Here is a 16,684-nt window from a genome sequence, read left to right on the forward strand (position 1 = left end):
CTCACCGCTGCGGTCTACAACCTCGAACTGGCCCTCAAACCGTGAATCCCGCTGCCCTCTGCGGATTCAATAGAGCCGTGTTGAACAACCTGCTGAATACGCGAGCGGACCTCGATATCGCTGTCCTCGTCAACGATATGGGCGAAGTGAACGTCGACGCCGATCGCGTCGCCGAACACTCCGATATTTCCGAAGACGACGAGGAGCTGGTCGAACTATCGGATGGTTGTATCTGCTGTGAGCTTCGCGGAGATCTGCTCGACACGCTCGCGAGGCTCGCACAGACTTGTGAGTTTGATCACCTCGTCATCGAATCGACTGGAGTAGCCGAGCCGTTGCCCGTTGCTCAAACACTCACGATGGGGTTCGATCAGTCCGATCTCGACCCGACGAAGTTCTACGAAGAAACGGGTATCGAGGTGATGGACCACTATGAACTCGACACGACAGTAACTGTGGTCGACGCTCACCAGTTTTGGGCAACGTTCGATTCGAAGGAATCGCTCATGGACGGCGATACCGAGAAAGACCTCGGCAATCTCCTCGTCGATCAGATCGAATTCTGTGACGTACTCTTGCTCAACAAGTGCGACTTGGTCGACGCTGACACGCTTGCCGAGATCGAAGAGATGGTCGAAATCCTCCAACCGCGGGCAGAAATCGTTCACACCGAACACGGACGGGTCGACCCCAACGAGGTTCTCGGAACGGGCATGTTCGATTTCGAGGAAGCCCGTCAGTCGGCCGGGTGGATACGGGAGCTCCACGAACCCCACGAATCTGCGGAGGAAGAACATGGAGTTACGTCGTTTGTCCATTCGTCCCGGCGCCCCTTCCATCCCGAACGGTTCGCCGACTTGCTCGATTCGTTCCCCGAGAACGTCGTTCGATCGAAGGGACACTTCTGGCTCGCGGGCCGCGAGGACATGGCTCTCGGGTTGGACATCGCTGGACAGTCCATCCGGATCACACCAGCCGGTACGTGGGTCGCGTCACTCCCTGAAGAGGAGCGCGAAACTCATCTTGAAGCTCATCCTGAAATCGAGGCGATCTGGGACGACCAGTGGGGCGACAGAGGGAGTCAGCTCGTGCTCATCGGTAGCGAGATGGACCACGAGGCATTCACCGAAGATCTCGAGGCGGCCACGCTGACCGACGACGAGATGACTGCTGACTGGAGTCTCTTCGAAGATCGCTTTCCGGTGTTCGAGTTCGACGGAGACGATGTGGAATCGACGCAGCAGGACGCCGAACCTGCTGACGAGAACGCTGAGGAGGTGGGTCTCGCAGATTGATCATGTCGTCTCCACGCTCGCTCTTCCGAAGGGTACTCAGTAAGAACGTATCACACGAAGCTCGCATGGACGCGATTGACGAACTCGGCGAGGAAGGTGCGGCCACCCAGCTCCGCATCATCGCGGTAACAGGTGGTCTCAACGGGTCGTATCGGCGCAGAGCAGTGAATACACTTGGTCAATGCGGAGCCATCACAGACCTGGAGAGAGTAGCCGAGGATACGAGCGTTCACCCTTCCATCCAGATGCAGGCTGAAGAGTTGACACATCTCTGAGCGATACGGTTCATTTCGGTCGTCTCCGAGTGTTGTCTCGGTCATCTTCGTTAGTGCGCGTCGAGCGCCTTCGTCGGGAGGTCGATACTCTTCATGGCCTCGACGGAACTCCAGCCTTTGTCGGCCCACTGCTGGTTCCGTTGTTGGTACTATCAGTTCCGTTGTTGCCAGTCTCGTTGCCCTCCCCGGCTCCGCTGCCGTCGAAACATCCGGCGATGGTAGTGCTACCCGCCGCTCCAACGCCGATCAAGACTCTCCGCCATGTGTAGTCTTCCACCGTAATCAGTTTCGAACAACAGTCACAAATATGAAAAATCGCGGTTCGAACGTCTGATTTCGATAGCAGCGGATTCCCGGAATCACTGCCCATTGTCATCATCTACGAGCCGTTCGGCTGCTCGTTTCGCCCCGGCGATGTTGTAGGCGAACGGACCAATAACGGAGGTCGCGAGTGCACCGACGACGTAGACGTTCGAGCCGGAGTAGCCGTCGGCAGGGATCCATTCGAGTGTCTCGTCATCGAGAACAGGCATTCCCTCGTCTCCGATCGTCAAACAGGGGATCGCTGTGATTCGTTCGACGAGAGGGTGGGTGCGTATATCCGCGAACCCAGTCGCAAGAACGACCTGAACGTTGGTTCTGACCGATCCATTCTCGAGTGACAGCACGATACGACCCTCAGTGTCTCTGGCGGTTCTGACTTCCCCGATTTCCCGTGTCAGCAAGCCCTCCTCCTCCGCCTCCCTGAGATCGTCCATCAGGTATGGTGGCACGGTTCCGTCGAACCGCTCGTCGTTCACGAGCCGCTGCCGCGCCGCCGATCCGGACGGGAGCCGGTGGAGGTGATCTTGAATGTACGACCACCCGATCCACTGGGGATCGCACTCTATCGCCTCGACTTGCAGACTGCTCCGCGAGAGCAGCGTCACTTCAACGCCGGCATCTCCAAGATCGAGCGCGACCTGTCCAGCGGTAATTCCGCCCCCGATGACGTAGGTCTCGCCGTCGTAGGATTTGACGCGTGACTCGTCATACCCCTCCTCCCAAACGTGATGCACAGGAGCCTCGTCCGGCAGGTCCGCAGCCCACTCGGGCACGTCGTACGCTCCGCCGTGGCCAATAGCGAGGACGACCCGTTCGCCATGGTGGTTCCCCGCATCCGTTTCAACGACGAGGTGGCCACTATCGCGGCAGATATCTGTCGCTCTGGCTTGATGATGCATCGCTTCCAACCCGTTCTCCTCGATGACACGACGCGCGTAGTCGAAGAACAGCCCGACTGAAGGCCGACGCGGGTTGCCGTGTGTCGAGACGAGCTCGTCGATTCGGCCGTGTTCTTCCGCATATTTTCTCATCCCGAACGATTTCGTACCGATATGCTGGACGTATGGTGACCGGAGATACTCCATCCCACAGGCGGCGGCCTTTCCCTCGAAGGAAGCGAGCAGTTCGTCGTGAGGATCGATGATGGTGATGTCGTCGTGAGTCAGTCCTTCCGTTTCGAGGAGCCAGCGTGCGATGCACGTTCCGTAGATGCCACCACCAACGATGAGATACTCCTGCATGGTGTCGAAGAGAGTATCAGTAGTGTGGACGCCTCCAGAGGAGGAATCCAGTCATCAGTACTGGCGACGATCTCCGATGGGTTTCTCCCGATTTGTCAGCACCGAAGCTCACAGGCGTTTGCATTGTGAGGGCGATTACTCCGTGGTGGTCTTCGCTTGGGTTTTCTCGCCACGATAAATCTCGGCTCCATCCTGGGCGACTTTTTCGGCGAGGACGGCGCATTTGAGGCGCATCGGAGTGACCTCTACACCGAGCATTTCGGTAATATCGTCCCGGTCCATCGCACCGAGTTCGTCGAGGGTCATGCCGACTAACTCCTCAGAGAGCATGCTCGCGCTCGCCTGACTGATCGCACAGCCCTCGCCGCCGAATCGGACCGCGTGGATGATCTCTTCAGTCTCGTCGAGTTTGACGTCCATACGGATCGTATCCCCACACAGGGGGTTCTCGCCGACGTGTGAGAACGTGGCGTCGTCGAGCTCTCCGTAATTTCGTGGGTTGCGATAGTGGTCGAGGATCTGCTGTCGATACATGTCCGAACCCATGGCTGCTATTAACCAATATTTAGAAGTTAATAAATACTGCTGTTCCCAGTGGCGAGCATACGTTCGAGGGGATGTATGACAGTTCAACCAAACCCTAGCACAGGCGCGGTCTGGTTGAGGTGGAGAAGCTGACTTCGGCGGCAAGATCCGGACAACACAGGACACCGTTTCGGTCGATTACTCGGTCAACCCTGTCGAAGACTTCGCCGAAACGCTTGCCTGATTGATTGCATCAGTAACTCGCGGGAGCGGAACCCCTAGCACTGCAAAAACGTCGGTCGGTAGCGATCAGTTCGATCGGGACGGCGCTCCTCGTTAGTGGTCGAGTACGGTGTGGTCGCGAGGTTCGGCAGCGCCGTCGAATTCGTCATCACACAACCGACAGACGTTGTGGTGAAAGACGACGTGCTGGTCGATTGCCGCTGCGGTCTGGAGCTCCGCGCTTCACCGCGAACGGGTGTGTCATGCAGCAAATGCTAATCCAATCAGTATCATTTGCAGTTTTTGCTAACCGAGCCCCATTCAGTACGCAAGATTATTATATTGATGGGTCAGATTAGCAGTCGATATGGCACACATCCACCTCGGGGAAGGGTCATTCCCTCTGTGGGCACTCGCCCTTTGGACCGTCCTCGGCGCCGGGTTACTCGCGGTCGTCACGTATCGCATCCGTAAGGGTGGTATCAAGACCAACCAGATCGCGCTTGCTGGCATCGGTGCAGCGGCGAGCTTTGCGGTCTTCCAGCTCAATCTCCCTATCTGGGGTGGGATTCACATGAATCTGACCGGCCTCGTCGGCATTCTTGCCGGGCCGCTGCTGGGAGCGCTCATCGCGCTCGTGGTCAACGTCTTCTCCGCAGCGCTCGGTCACGGTGCGGTCGGCCTACTCGGCGCGAACGTCATCGTCAACGCCAGCGAGGCGATCGTCGCCTACTACGCCTTCCGAACCCTGCTGCGCATGGACTGGGATGTCTTCCCTGCAAGCGCGAGCGCGGCCACCATCGGACTCTCGGTGGGTGCGATCCTCATGGGCGCGATCATCGTCATCAGTGGCGTCAACGGCAGCGCACTCCCTCGTTCGGATCTCACCATCGCCGTCGCTGGGATGGTCGGGATCAACCTCGGCGTCGCCATCATCGAGGGGGTTCTCACTGGATTCATCGTCCAGTTCCTTGCGTCGGTTCGACCTGACCTCGTTCCCGGTGCGAGTCGCGAGAAGCGCGAAACTTCCACAGGGGTCGGTGCCTGATGCAGCGCTGGAAACAGTACGGCGGTCTCGCGGGATTGCTCGTGGTCTGTCTGGCCGCTGGCCTCTACGGCTTCACCTCTACTGGTGGCGCGCTCCCCTACGCCAAGCGGTTCGCAAGTACGCTCCAGCAGGGCGCACGTGAGGGCAGTGGACCACTCGTCGATCTCGGTCGAGGCATCGTCATCGCCGGCCCCATTCGGAAGGGCGGGCTCGTTCTGGAGTACGCCGCACTCGTGGTCCTGTTCGCTGGTGTCGGCATCGGGCTGTACGTCTACGCCACTCGCTACCGAAGCGAGAGCGACGGCGACCGCGACACCGATAGCGGACGAGATACGGTCTGAGTGGATGACGACCCTCTCGAATCACGTCCCCGACCCGCGGCTCATCACTGCCTACGCCGAACGTCGCGACGGACCGCTTCACCGCGTGAACCCGTGGACCAAACTCGGCGTCGTTGCCGTCCTCGTCCTCGCGGTCACGGTCGTCGACGCGCTCGCCGTTCTCGCGGGGCTGTATGCCGCCACCCTCGTGATCTATGGACTCGCCGGGCTTCCCTACCGCCGACTCGTCCTCTGGTACACGTTGCCGATGCTGTTTATCGTCTCGGTCGCTGGGCCACTCGCCTTCCTCGAACCTGGCCGTCCGATTCTCGGCGCGCTCGCCACACCACTGGGGGAGTTGTCCGTCACCTGGCAGGGCGCGGCGTTGTTCGCCGAGCTGACCTGCCGGTCGCTCACGGTGGTTACGTTCACGCTCACGGCATCGATGACAACGAAATACAACGATATCGCCTACCTGCTCGGGAAGATCTTTCCCACTCCGATCGATCAGGTGACGCTGTTAACGTACCGCTTCACGTTCGTCATGCTCGAAACGCTCGAAGATCTCGTGAAAGCCGCGCTCTCTCGTGGCGCGAACCTGAGCGATTTCTGGGCCAACAGGCGACTCTACGCCCGAATCCTCGGCATGACGATGCTGACCGCCATCGAGCGATCCGAACGCCTCGTCACGTCGATGGAAGCTCGTGGCTACGACGGCGACATCACCCTCTACGGTGACGTGCGTCGACCACCAGTGCTTGAAGCAGCGGCAGTCGTCGTCATGTTCACCGTCGTCGTCGTGTACGCGCTCGTCATCGCCTACGGGGTGGTGGCGATATGACTGAGACCATCGACAGCGAGCCCCTCGAACGGAGCACGGGGACGGACGACGAACCGCTCGTCTCGCTGTGGTGTGAATCCCACACCTATCCCGACGGCACTATCGGAATGCACGACGTCGAATTCGCCGTCCACGCCGACGAAGTCGTCGCACTGGTGGGTGCCAACGGCTCGGGGAAATCGACGCTACTCGAACACTTGAACGCGACGCTCACACCTGACGAGGGTGAACTCCGTGTGACCGGTCGGCGAATCACCGGAAACGACACGGCTCACGCCCGCCGGGAGGTCGGTTTCGTCTTCCAGGATGCCGATTCGCAGCTCGTGGCTCCAACGGTCCTCGACGACGTGATGTTTGGACTGCAAAACAACGGTCTCCCAGCCGACGACGCGAAAAAACGAGCCCGTGAGGCGCTCGCGACCGTCGACGCGGGCCACCTCGAAGGGCGTATCCCGCACTACCTGAGCGGGGGCGAGAAACGGCTTGTTGGACTCGCTGGGGTGCTGGTCCTCGAACCGAGCGTCGTCGTTCTCGACGAGCCGTTCGCCGGTCTCGACCCCGAGCGGTCGCGCTTGGTTGTCGAGCGCATCCGTCGGATCCACGCGGAAGGTATCAGCGTCGTCCTCTCGACACACGACCTCGATATCGCGGCCGAGATCGCCGATCGTATCTGTGTGATGTCTGAAGGAAACGTCATCGACAACAGGAGCCCCCGCGAGGTGTTCTACGACGAGGATTTACTGACCGAGGCGAACCTCCACCCACCGAGTACGGTTCGGATCACCCGCGATGCTGGGTTGGACATCGGGTCACAGCCAGTCACCGAGGCCGAACTCGTGACGTTCCTCGACCAGCAATCGGCGACGACAGACGGCAGTGGGCTTGCTCACCCCGATGGCGACACGAGCGACTGACTCCCCGTGGTATCTCAACCCGACCCGAGGGATCGAAACGCTGGCACTCGGATACACGTGAGTCATCGCCACGATCGATTTTCTTCACCGAGACCGAAACGAGACGTGGTGTCGGCGGATGGCCACGAGTCGGTTACGCTTCGTTCTCGTCGAAGCCGAGCGCCGCGGAGTTGATGCAGTAGCGCTTGCCGGTCGGTTCCGGACCGTCGTCGAAGACGTGGCCGAGGTGGCCGCCACACTCGACACACACAACTTCCGTCCGGTCCATTCCGTGACTGGTATCCCGGCGGAGTTCGATGTGCTCGTCGATCGCCTCGGAGAAACTCGGCCAGCCGGTCTCGGAGTCGAACTTGGTGTCCGAAGAGAACAGTTCGGTTCCACAGCCCGCACAGAGATAGGTTCCGTCTTCGCTCTGGTCGAGGAGGTCGCCGCTGAACTTGGGTTCGGTGCCCTGCTCGCGCAGGATCTCGTACTCCTCGTCGGTCAGCACTTCACGCCACTCCTCGTCGGTTTCGGGGACATCATCCGTCGTGGCTGCCGGTTCGTTCGACATGCCTCGAAGGAAGGGTTCGACGCTCTTGTGTATTGCGTCCTGCTGTGGGATGACGGTCGGCCGTCGGCTCAGAACGTCGCGATCTCACCGTCGACGGCCCGACGGGTCACGTCGGTGAGGTCGGCGAGTTCGCGGTCGACGATCCGTCCGACCTTGCTCTCCACATCGCCGATCGCGACGCCGGATTCGGTGCTGACGTGAACGTCGGCGACGTGGGGCTGATCGACCGGCTGGCCGATCCGACTCACGAGTCGTACCCGGAGGTCGCGGATGCCGTCGACCTCGTCCACCACGCTTTCGGCGATCTCGGTCGAGAGCAGGTTGTAGAGCTTCCCGATGTGGTTGACGGGGTTCTTCCCCGAGGTCGCCTCCATCGACATCGAGCGGTTCGGGGTGATGAGACCGTTCGCGCGGTTCCCCCGGCCCACCGAGCCGTCGTCGCCCTGTTCGGCCGAAGTCCCGGTCGTCGTGAGGTAGATCGAGCCCTCGTCGTAGTCGTCGGCCGTGTTCACTCGCACTTCGATCTCACGGTCGGTGTACTCGCGGGCGAGGTCGGTGACGTACTCGCGCACGCCCGCGACCGCGTCGGTGTACTCGCCGAGACTTGCGATGTGGGCGTCGATCATCGCTGCCGCCACGGTGACGTCGATCCGGTCGCCCTCGCGTTTGCCCATCACCTTGATGTCCGCACCGAGTTCGGGGTTGTCGGCCGCGTACTCGCCGTTGAGACGGCGTTCGGTGTTGAGCACGATTTCTTCGGTCTCCGAGAGCGGCGCGTGGCCCACCCCGAAGCTGGTGTCGTTCGCCATCGGGACGCTGCCGTCGTCGAACACGTCCTGGAGATCGCCGCTGCCCTCACCGAGCTTCGCGTCGAGGATCACGTCGGTGCCGACGTCGAGGTGGGGAACGTGGGCGTCGAGATACTGGCGGGCCGCCCGGAGGGCGATCGGCTCGGTCGGGATCTTCGTGCCCTCGTACTCGCTGGTCGCGCGGCCGACGATCAGGATGTAGATCGGCTCGATCATCTCGCCGCCGCCGAAGGCGGGCGCGGCGTTGCCCGCCACCAGTTGGGTCTCGTCGGTGTTGTAGTGAAGGATCGTCCCCACCCGATCGAGATACGCGGCCGCGAGCGCGCGCGAGACGCTCTCGGCGATCCCATCACAGAGCGAGTCGGGGTGGCCAATGCCCTTTCGTTCGACGATCTCCACGGTCTGGTCGTCGACTGCGGGCCGGTCAAGCGCCTCGACCCGGATGTTCCGTTCGGTCATGACCGAGGTTCGCGGCCGGCCGGTCTATAACTTACGGAAACTTTTGCGCACAGGAGGATTATCGTGGGTTATTGCCACCGTCACGCTCGTTCTGCTCGTCCGCCGTCCCGCGCGCATCGAGCAGGAGGGCGAGATACGACGTTCGGAGCTGGTCGTCGGGATCGAGGTCGAGGTCGGCGAGGCGTTCGCGCGCGCCGTCGCGAGCGGCATCGATCTCGGCCTCGGTCTCGACGGTGCGCTCGATCTCGACGAACTGTCCCACGTCCGTGACGCTATCGAGCGCGATCGTGTACTCCCCGAGAGCGAACCGTTCGCGGTGTTTTCGCACGCTGGCGGCGGGCGAGAAGCCGAGGGCTTCGACGATCGTCTCGGCCGCCTCGGGATCGTCGACGACGGTTTCGGCTTCCTCACGGGTCTTCGACGTGGTGTCGACGAGCGGCCCCTTGTAGGTGAGGTGGGCCGTGCTCTCCTCTGTGCCTTCCACGTCCTCTGGGTTCTCCACGTTCTCCTCCCGCGTCTCGCGGCGGAGTCTGAGCGCCTCGTCGGTTTCGGCGAACGATCGGTGTGGTGCGTGGTAGTAAGTGTCGTTCTGCTCGACGGTGCCGAGGCACGTGGCCTCGCGGGCCACGAGCGCTTCCCGGACCGGTTCGTGGGCGGCACGGACCTTGAGTTCGACTTCGTACATTCGGTAGCCTCTGGCGGGTGCCACTCGCCTCCGCTACATGAGCGCCGCGATGGACTACTCGTCCGCTTTCCAGCTCACCTCGATGCTGATCGATTCGCGCTTGTCGCCGATCATCGGCTCCCGTTCGCTCACTTCGATGTCGTACTCGACCGTTTCGTCCGGGCTGAGCGTCACCGACTTGTTGCCGACGGCGACATCGATCTCGCTTTCGGTGTCACGTAGCTCGTTCGCGAGCGATTCCAACTCTCCCGCGACGTCCTCCCGTGAGACTGTCTGGCTCGCGGTGGTAGTATCAACCATACCATAGTAGACACGCCTGAATATAATAAGATCTCCGCCGCTCGTCGTCGGAGCGTTTCGATTCGTCTGCTCGAAGCTACCGAACTCGAAACGTTGTTCTTAAACGTCGAACGGGTGTGAGTGCGCACATGACCGACGATCAGCCCGAGGCCGCCGAACCGAACGACGAGCCCAGCGATGCCGACGATGCCGAATCGAGCGGCATCCAGGAGGGAGACTTCGTCCGTCTCGCGTACACCGCCCGCTCGGTCGAGAACGACCAGCTCGTCGACACTACCGATCCAGACGTCGCCGAGGAGGAAGGCGTCGATGACCAGCAGCAGACCTTCGAGCCGCGCGTGATCGCGGTCGGTGCGGGCCATCTCTTCGACGCCGTCGAGGAGGACTTCATCGGGGGCGAGGCCGGCGACTCCGGCTCCGTGACCGTGCCCGCGGCCGAGGCGTTCGGCGAGTACGACGAGGAAGAGGTCCGGACGCTGAGTGCGGAGAAGATCCCCGAGGACGACCGGTATCCCGGCGGCCACGTCGACATCGAGGGCGAGCACGGCCACGTCAACACCATCATCGGCGGCCGCGCGCGCGTCGACTTCAATCACCCCCTCGCGGGCGAGGACGTCGAGTACGAGTACGAAGTGCTCGACACCGTCGACGACCGGATCGAGCGCGCCGAGGGAATGTTGGGGATGTACTTCGACGCCGACCTCGACATGCGGATCGAGGTCGACGAAGTGGAAGAAGAGCGGATGGTCGAACCCGACGAGGCGGCGGACGAGGACGACGACGAGGAAGCCGAACCCGAGTTCGAGACCGAGACCGTCGAGAAGGAGACGCTCTACATCGAGCAGTCCCAGCAGCTCCAGTTCGACCAGCAGTGGATGATGGGCAAACAGCAGATCCTCGGCGACCTCATCGACCGGCTCGATCTCGACCGCGTGATCGTCGAGGAGGTCATCGACGGCTCCGGCGGGATGATGGGCGGCATGGGTGGCATGATGGGCGGTATGGGCGGCGGTGGCGAGGAGGCCGACCTCGAAGCCATCGAAGAAGAGCTCGAAGACGCCGACATCGACGCCGACGAGATCACCGAGGAGCTCGGCGACGTCGACGAGTAATCGTCCAACAGCGGTACTCTTTCGACGACCGTATTCCCCGGAGCCGTCGATTTTCCCCAGTCCGACGCCGACTCTCCCAGCACGCGCTGCACGCAGTCGACGACCTCGTTCGCCCGGAACGGCTTCTCGACGTGATCGGCCACGTCGACCGCATCATCGATCTCTTCACGGGATTCTGCCGCCGTCAACAACACCACCGGCAGGATGGTATCGACCTCGTCGCGACCCCGAAATCGTGTTTCTCGGGCGTAAACCGGAGTCGCTCGCGGATTCCAGCGTCGTCGACGATCTGAACCGTTCGCGTCATCGGTCTTCGTCGTTCGTTGCAGCTGTCGAGCTACTGACTGGGAAACGTATCGACGACCCGATCGATGGGACTCCGAGTTGCGCTGCGCTCTCCCCGTTAGTCGGTCGTTCGGTGATGGAACCGGTATCTCAGGCGATGTCGCGGCTGGTGTCGATCTCGACGCGATCGGTGAGCTGGAGCTTGAGGGTCTCGGTGAGCGCGCGTCCGCCGCGGAACTTGGGGACCGCGAGTCTGGTTTCGACCGCCGTGCCGGCGGTGGTGGCGGTCAGCCGGAGGATCACGTCTGCCATGTGGGCGGTGGTGTCGCGTAGCGCCGGCACGTTCCGGCCGTCGAGACAGTGGAGCACGGCGACGCTTTCGGTGTCGACGACGTGGCGGCGGAGTCGCGTCATGAACTCCCGAAAACGCGGGCGGTCCTCACGTTCGAGCACGGTGTGGGGATCGACGATCAGCGTCGAGCGCTCGGGGAGATCCCCGGACAGCTCGATGGCGTGATCGACCCGCGAGTCCGCGGCGACGGACTGGATCGTCGGATCGCCGGTGTCGATCGATGTCCGTCCGAGCGCGTCGGCCACGGCGAGTTCCGTTCGGTCGAGCGTGAGATACAGCGTCTCGCGCGGGGCCATGAACTCATACAGTAGGAGTTCGGCCTGGCTCGCTGGCGGCGCGGTCAGCGCGACGATGCTTCCCGGCGGAATGCCGCCGCCGAGGCGCTGGTCGAGGAGGTCGATCCCGGTGGGAAGACGCGACGACATTATTCACTCCTGAGTTCGGCGCTGGATAAAGCTTGCTCACGCTCGAATCATGGTCGGATTCGGCACGCGGACCGGCATCCGGAACGCGGGTCACTATCCCGAACGCCGCCGACAGCGCGCGGTGGCGGCGGTTCCGCAAACGGAAACGGCTATCCGTTGGCCCGTTCGAGAGGGCGCTATGCGGGTCTCGGTCGTCCTCTGTACGTACGATCCGGCGCAGTTCGATGTCTTCAGTGAGGCCGCCGACACTGTCCTCGACCAGACCCATTCACCCGTGGAGCTCGTGATCGTGGTCGACGGGCGACCAGACCTTGCCGAGCGAGTGCGGGAAGCGTACGGCGAGCGCGAGGACGTCGTGATCCACTGCAACGACGCAAACCGGGGACTGCTCGAAAGTCGGAACACGGGCGCAGAGCTCGCCTCGGGTGAGGTCGTCGCGTTCGTCGACGACGACGTCCGGGCCGACCCCGAGTGGGTCGAGCGCCTCGTCGGGGCCTACGAGCGCACCGGCGCACCCGCGGTCGGCGGACGGATGACCCCCGAGTGGGTCGCTGGCCGACCGGCCTTCCTCCCTGCGGAGTTCTTCTGGCTCGTTGGCGTCACCCATCGCGGGTTCGGCCCCGACGGTGACGAGACCGCGGCGGGCGAAGTCCGGAACACGTTCGGTTCGAACATCTCGTTCGACCGCGACACGTTCCTCGACCTCGGCGGGTTCGATCCAGCCATCGGCGGTCGGAAGGGGGATGCGAACCTCCAGGGTGGCGAAACCGAGCTCTGCGCCCGCCTCGAACGCGAGTACGGCCACGGCGTCTACTACGTCCCCGACGCACGAGTGGCACACAAGGTGTTCGAGTATCGCACCCGGCCGGGGTGGCTCGCCGACCGCGCGTTCTGGCAGGGGTACTCAAAGCGAGCGATGGAGACCTTCGTCGCCGACTCGACGGGCGAGGAGAGCGCGTTTCTCGGCCGACTCCTCGTCGAGTTCTTCCCCGGTCGACTGTGGGGCCTCCTCCGTGAGCCGTCACGCGAGCACGCAGCCAGGCTGGTCGGGCTGGTCGCGTTCACTGCTCTGGTGGGGATCGGCTACTGTTACGGACTCACCCAGTATCCCAACGATCTCGGGTCGGCGGCATGACGAACCCCGACGGCGAGCGGGAGGGCAGTACGGCCTTGCGAGTGCTGTGGCTCACACCCGACAAGCCGGCGGACATCAGCGTCGGGCGGCGGCGGATCGCCGAACACCTCCGCAAGGACGGGATCGACGTGACGCTCCGCGGGACTACCCCGCAAACGCTCCTCGCCTCGCTCCGCGAACGCGACAGCTACGACGTCGTCGTGGGAACGACGCGCTCGGGCGCGATGGCCGGCGTCGTCCTGAAACTCCTCGGAACGCCGTTCGTGGTCGACCACATCGATCCCATCCGGCAGTTCGCCGACACTCACTCTTCGGAACTCGCGTTCGCGGTCCGGGCCGCCGAAAACGTCGCCTTCACGCTCGCCGATCACACTCTCTACGTCTACGAGGAGGAACGAGATCGCGTCCGGCGGTACGCCCGCGCCGCAACCGCAACCGACCTCGGGGTGGCGTACGATCGGTTCGCCGATCCCGACCCGGCAAGCGTCGAGCGCGCACGCGACCGTCTCGCCACCGTGGGGATCGACGCCGACGACCGAGTGGCGATCTACGTCGGCGGTCTCGAACCGATCTACCACATCGACGAACTGCTCGCGGCGATCGAGCGCCTGGACGGGTGGACGCTCGTCGTGCTCGGTGCGGGATCATTGGTGGAGCATGTCGAGCGCGCCGCCCGCGAGTGCGAGAACGTCGTCTTTCTCGGAACGGTCGATCACGACGCGGTGCCGGGCTATCTCCACGCCGCGGACGTCGGAATCTCGCTGGTTGATGACCCACACACGCTGAAAGTGCTCGAATATGCGGCAGCGGGGCTGGGCGTCGTGCAGGCTCGCGGCCGCGCCGAGGAGCGCTTCGGCGAGCACGTCACGTTCTGCGACCCGACGCCGACGGCCATCGCCCGGGCCGTGCGACGAGCGGGCGATGGTGGAGCCAGCGACGAGGACGGAGCCGACGACGAGAAGGGAGCCACCGAGGCGTTCCGGACGTTCGTTCGCAGGTTCGATTACGAGCGGGTGGCGGCGACGTACGGGAAGGTACTCGAAGGCGTGGCGAGAGGAGAGGGCCGATAACCGACGAGAGAAGCCGAGGCGAGGGGGAAAATCATCTCACGACACTGAGTCTCAGTACCAGGATAGTGCAATCGACTATCCCTGTCTGACAGAAGCGAGAACGCTTCCGCCGGAGTCCTGTTCCGGCCGTCAACGATTCTATCGTGATCCTGATGGTCGGCTGTCTTGCCTCCGTCGGGGCCATCACAGTCAGCAACTAGTAGCGGAAGTGGCCCCCGGTTTGGCGCTCTCGCCGCGATATGCACCATTGTGTTCGGTTCGTTGTCCTTCCGTGACTGAACATCGGGCGATGAACCGATGCAGGACTCGGTTGTTCGGATGGTGAGAGGGACTGTCGTCCGTCATTTCGGTACGCCATCGGTACGGGGCCGGCGGCTACCGGGAAACAGTGACAACGATCCCTCCCAGTCCCAGGCATGCCGGCACCGCGAACGTAACGCTCATGATCGTCGGCCGTGCCCTCCTCCCAATGGAGCGATCGCCCGCGTACTGGCTCGGAAAGTGGGGTCGGTACGCCATCGAGGAGTCGCGACGGAACGGACTGGACGGCGCACGTGAGGGGCTGTTGGACGCGTGGCGAGACGTGTTCGTGGTCGCGAATCAGCGCCTCGTCGAGGCCGTCGGCAACCCCGGCCGGCCGATCTACGAACCCGACTGGGACGTGCTGCTGGTGCTCGATGCCTGCCGCACCGATCTGCTCCACGAGGTCGCCGACGAGTACGAGTTCCTCGGCGAGATCGGCACCTTCCGCTCACGGGCGAGCATGTCCGAAGACTGGCTGGCGCGCAACTTCACGCCGGAGTACGCCGACGAGATGGCGCGGACGGCATACGTCACCGGGAACCCGTTCGCCCGTGCGCTCGACGATGATTCGTTCGCGCTCCTCGACGAAGTGTGGGAGTACGCATGGGACGAACAGTACCACACGATCCCCGCGCGGCCGCTGACCGATCGCGCAATCGACACGTGGCGACGCCGCGAGGACAACGGGGTTGAGCAGATGGTCGTCCATTACATGCAGCCCCACGCACCGTTCGTGCCGGACCCCAACCTCGGATCGTTCGGCACGCCCGACGACTTCGGCGAGGGATCGTTCGGTAGCCTGTGGTCGGAAGCCGGCTACACGATCCCCGCCGAGGAGGTCTGGGCGGCCTACCGCGACAATCTTCGGTACGTGCTCGACGACATCGAGGTTCTCTTGGAGAACATGGACGCCGAACGGGTCGCCATCACCGCCGACCACGGCAACGCTTTCGGCGAGTTCGGTCTCTGGGGCCACGATTCCGACGTGCTCCTCCCGAGCGTCAGACTCGTCCCGTGGGCCGAGACGACCGGCCGCGACACCGGCGAGTACGAACCGTCGGTCGAGCCACGGGAGGCCGACACGGCAGCCGTCGAAGACCGACTGCGTGCCCTCGGCTATCGGTGAGCTATCGCAATCGTTCCTGTACGGCTTCGAGCAGTTCCAGCAGCCGACGATGCCCGAAAGGAAGCAACGAGACAGCCAGCAGCGTGAGCGTCCGCGGGTCGGTGCGATCCGCCGCAAACGCCGTTCGAAGCGCCGTACGGGCGGCTGTCGCGTCGCCGGCGCGGAGCAGTCGTTTGCCGCGTTTGTACCGCGCCTTGCGTTCGAGCGCCGTCCGGTGGGACGTGACTGATGGCAGCCGCTCACAGAGGTCCGCGATCACGTCACGCTCCGCCTCGTACATCGTTTCGATATCGGAGCTCATCGAGTCGTCGCGGCGGGTGTAGTACGCGAGCGGCTCAGCGACGCGGGCGGGCGTGTAGCGGGCGAACAGCCGCGCCCAGAGGTGGCGATCCTCGACCGCCGGCAGGCGCTCGTCGAAGCGCTCGTCGACGAAGCAGTCCCGGCGGGCCACGACCGTCGGCATCGGCACCCCACCCTCGTAGAGAAAGTCGATGTGATGGCTGTCGGGGTTTTGGACGGGGAGTGCGGACAGGTAGCGCGTGCGTCCCGCTTGGCGGAGATACACGTCGGCGTAGACGACGTCCGCACCCGCATCGAGCGCCGCGAGCTGTCGTTCGGTTTTTTTCGGTCGCCAGCGGTCGTCGGCGTCGAGAAACGCGATCACGTCGCCCGTGGCCGCGTCGAGGCCGGTGTTTCGCGCCGCCGCGAGCCCGCGCGGCTCCTCGTGGATGTACTCGAAGCCCACGGTGTCGGCGGCGAGATCGCGAAGCCACGCCACGCCAGAACTATCCACAACGATGAGTTCGATGTTTTCGTGCGTCTGGGCCGCAATGCTTTCGAGAGCCTCCGGAAGGTATTCGGCGTCGCCGTAGGTCGGCACGATGGCCGACACCAGCGGCCCGGGGCCGGTCCGCAGCGAATCGGGCAGCGAGATGGCGTCCGTCACGGTTCTCGTCACTCAACCGGGCGGCGGGGTTTACACTGTTCCGATCCCGACGGCTCTCTCGTGGGTGGATCGACGGCCGAACGGGGCCGTTCGATTGCCGTCGGAGCTGCCCTGCTCGT

The 16,684-nt window shown here is 63.2% G+C and carries 18 protein-coding genes; 10 read left to right on the forward strand and 8 right to left on the reverse strand.

What is annotated here, in order from left to right:
- Nucleotides 1-41: 41 nt before the first annotated feature.
- Nucleotides 42-1,295: a GTP-binding protein gene (locus tag PHA81_RS17930; RefSeq protein WP_273837955.1), complete on the forward strand. Its 1,254-nt coding sequence runs from the start codon at nucleotides 42-44 to the stop codon at nucleotides 1,293-1,295.
- Nucleotides 1,296-1,360: 65 nt separating this feature from the next.
- Nucleotides 1,361-1,570: a hypothetical protein gene (locus PHA81_RS17935; RefSeq protein ID WP_005038610.1), complete on the forward strand. Its 210-nt coding sequence runs from the start codon at nucleotides 1,361-1,363 to the stop codon at nucleotides 1,568-1,570.
- Between the two features lie 359 nt (nucleotides 1,571-1,929).
- Here the strand turns inward: PHA81_RS17935 and PHA81_RS17940 are convergent, their stop codons facing one another.
- Nucleotides 1,930-3,135 (reverse strand): FAD/NAD(P)-binding protein, encoded by a 1,206-nt coding sequence (locus PHA81_RS17940; RefSeq protein WP_005038609.1) that lies wholly within the window; start codon nucleotides 3,133-3,135, stop codon nucleotides 1,930-1,932.
- Nucleotides 3,136-3,270: 135 nt separating this feature from the next.
- Complete coding sequence (locus tag PHA81_RS17945; RefSeq protein WP_206536819.1) at nucleotides 3,271-3,690, reverse strand: iron-sulfur cluster assembly scaffold protein; 420 nt, start codon at nucleotides 3,688-3,690, stop codon at nucleotides 3,271-3,273.
- A 559-nt stretch (nucleotides 3,691-4,249) separates the two neighbouring features.
- On the opposite strand from PHA81_RS17945, the gene PHA81_RS17950 reads away from it, so the two are divergent.
- The 4 genes from PHA81_RS17950 to PHA81_RS17965 are packed head-to-tail and all read left to right on the forward strand — an operon-like array spanning nucleotide 4,250 to nucleotide 7,005.
- A complete protein-coding gene (locus PHA81_RS17950) occupies nucleotides 4,250-4,930 on the forward strand; it encodes an energy-coupling factor ABC transporter permease (protein WP_005038607.1) in 681 nt (226 codons plus the stop codon).
- Nucleotides 4,930-5,271 carry a hypothetical protein gene (locus PHA81_RS17955; RefSeq protein ID WP_005038606.1) on the forward strand — a complete coding sequence of 114 codons (342 nt, stop codon included), beginning with the start codon at nucleotides 4,930-4,932 and terminating at the stop codon, nucleotides 5,269-5,271. Before PHA81_RS17950 ends, PHA81_RS17955 begins: the two co-directional genes overlap by 1 nt.
- Nucleotides 5,272-5,275: 4 nt before the next feature.
- Nucleotides 5,276-6,091, forward strand: coding sequence for a cobalt ECF transporter T component CbiQ (gene cbiQ / locus PHA81_RS17960; protein WP_005038605.1), 816 nt, complete (start codon nucleotides 5,276-5,278; stop codon nucleotides 6,089-6,091).
- Nucleotides 6,088-7,005 carry an ABC transporter ATP-binding protein gene (locus tag PHA81_RS17965; RefSeq protein ID WP_005038604.1) on the forward strand — a complete coding sequence of 306 codons (918 nt, stop codon included), beginning with the start codon at nucleotides 6,088-6,090 and terminating at the stop codon, nucleotides 7,003-7,005. Before cbiQ ends, PHA81_RS17965 begins: the two co-directional genes overlap by 4 nt.
- Before the next feature lie 133 nt (nucleotides 7,006-7,138).
- Here the strand turns inward: PHA81_RS17965 and msrB are convergent, their stop codons facing one another.
- From msrB to PHA81_RS17985, 4 genes are all read right to left on the reverse strand, one after another.
- A complete protein-coding gene (msrB, locus tag PHA81_RS17970) occupies nucleotides 7,139-7,558 on the reverse strand; it encodes a peptide-methionine (R)-S-oxide reductase MsrB (protein ID WP_005038603.1) in 420 nt (139 codons plus the stop codon).
- Nucleotides 7,559-7,626: 68 nt separating this feature from the next.
- Nucleotides 7,627-8,826 carry a methionine adenosyltransferase gene (locus PHA81_RS17975; protein ID WP_273837963.1) on the reverse strand — a complete coding sequence of 400 codons (1,200 nt, stop codon included), beginning with the start codon at nucleotides 8,824-8,826 and terminating at the stop codon, nucleotides 7,627-7,629.
- A gap of 58 nt (nucleotides 8,827-8,884) precedes the next feature.
- Nucleotides 8,885-9,511 carry a class IV adenylate cyclase gene (gene cyaB / locus PHA81_RS17980; RefSeq protein WP_005038601.1) on the reverse strand — a complete coding sequence of 209 codons (627 nt, stop codon included), beginning with the start codon at nucleotides 9,509-9,511 and terminating at the stop codon, nucleotides 8,885-8,887.
- 54 nt (nucleotides 9,512-9,565) lie between these two features.
- Nucleotides 9,566-9,811 carry an amphi-Trp domain-containing protein gene (locus tag PHA81_RS17985; RefSeq protein WP_005038599.1) on the reverse strand — a complete coding sequence of 82 codons (246 nt, stop codon included), beginning with the start codon at nucleotides 9,809-9,811 and terminating at the stop codon, nucleotides 9,566-9,568.
- A gap of 128 nt (nucleotides 9,812-9,939) precedes the next feature.
- On the opposite strand from PHA81_RS17985, the gene PHA81_RS17990 reads away from it, so the two are divergent.
- Complete coding sequence (locus PHA81_RS17990) at nucleotides 9,940-10,923, forward strand: FKBP-type peptidyl-prolyl cis-trans isomerase (RefSeq protein WP_005038598.1); 984 nt, start codon at nucleotides 9,940-9,942, stop codon at nucleotides 10,921-10,923.
- 435 nt (nucleotides 10,924-11,358) lie between these two features.
- Here PHA81_RS17990 and PHA81_RS17995 read toward each other — a convergent pair whose 3' ends face one another.
- A complete protein-coding gene (locus tag PHA81_RS17995; protein ID WP_005038597.1) occupies nucleotides 11,359-11,985 on the reverse strand; it encodes a hypothetical protein in 627 nt (208 codons plus the stop codon).
- Between the two features lie 178 nt (nucleotides 11,986-12,163).
- On the opposite strand from PHA81_RS17995, the gene aglG reads away from it, so the two are divergent.
- From aglG to PHA81_RS18010, 3 genes are all read left to right on the forward strand, one after another.
- Nucleotides 12,164-13,120 carry a glucosyl-dolichyl phosphate glucuronosyltransferase gene (aglG, locus tag PHA81_RS18000; RefSeq protein ID WP_273837972.1) on the forward strand — a complete coding sequence of 319 codons (957 nt, stop codon included), beginning with the start codon at nucleotides 12,164-12,166 and terminating at the stop codon, nucleotides 13,118-13,120.
- Nucleotides 13,117-14,190, forward strand: coding sequence for a glycosyltransferase (locus PHA81_RS18005; RefSeq protein WP_005038595.1), 1,074 nt, complete (start codon nucleotides 13,117-13,119; stop codon nucleotides 14,188-14,190). Before aglG ends, PHA81_RS18005 begins: the two co-directional genes overlap by 4 nt.
- A gap of 469 nt (nucleotides 14,191-14,659) precedes the next feature.
- Nucleotides 14,660-15,619, forward strand: coding sequence for a hypothetical protein (locus PHA81_RS18010; RefSeq protein ID WP_241430220.1), 960 nt, complete (start codon nucleotides 14,660-14,662; stop codon nucleotides 15,617-15,619).
- A gap of 1 nt (nucleotide 15,620) precedes the next feature.
- Here PHA81_RS18010 and PHA81_RS18015 read toward each other — a convergent pair whose 3' ends face one another.
- On the reverse strand, nucleotides 15,621-16,565 hold the full coding sequence (locus tag PHA81_RS18015; protein ID WP_005038593.1) for a glycosyltransferase family 2 protein: 945 nt from the start codon (nucleotides 16,563-16,565) through the stop codon (nucleotides 15,621-15,623).
- Between the last annotated feature and the right edge of the window lie 119 nt (nucleotides 16,566-16,684).

Origin of the sequence: Halococcus sp. PRR34, from assembly GCF_028617175.1 — an archaeon.
In the GTDB taxonomy this organism is placed as follows: Archaea; Halobacteriota; Halobacteria; order Halobacteriales; family Halococcaceae; genus Halococcus; species Halococcus salifodinae.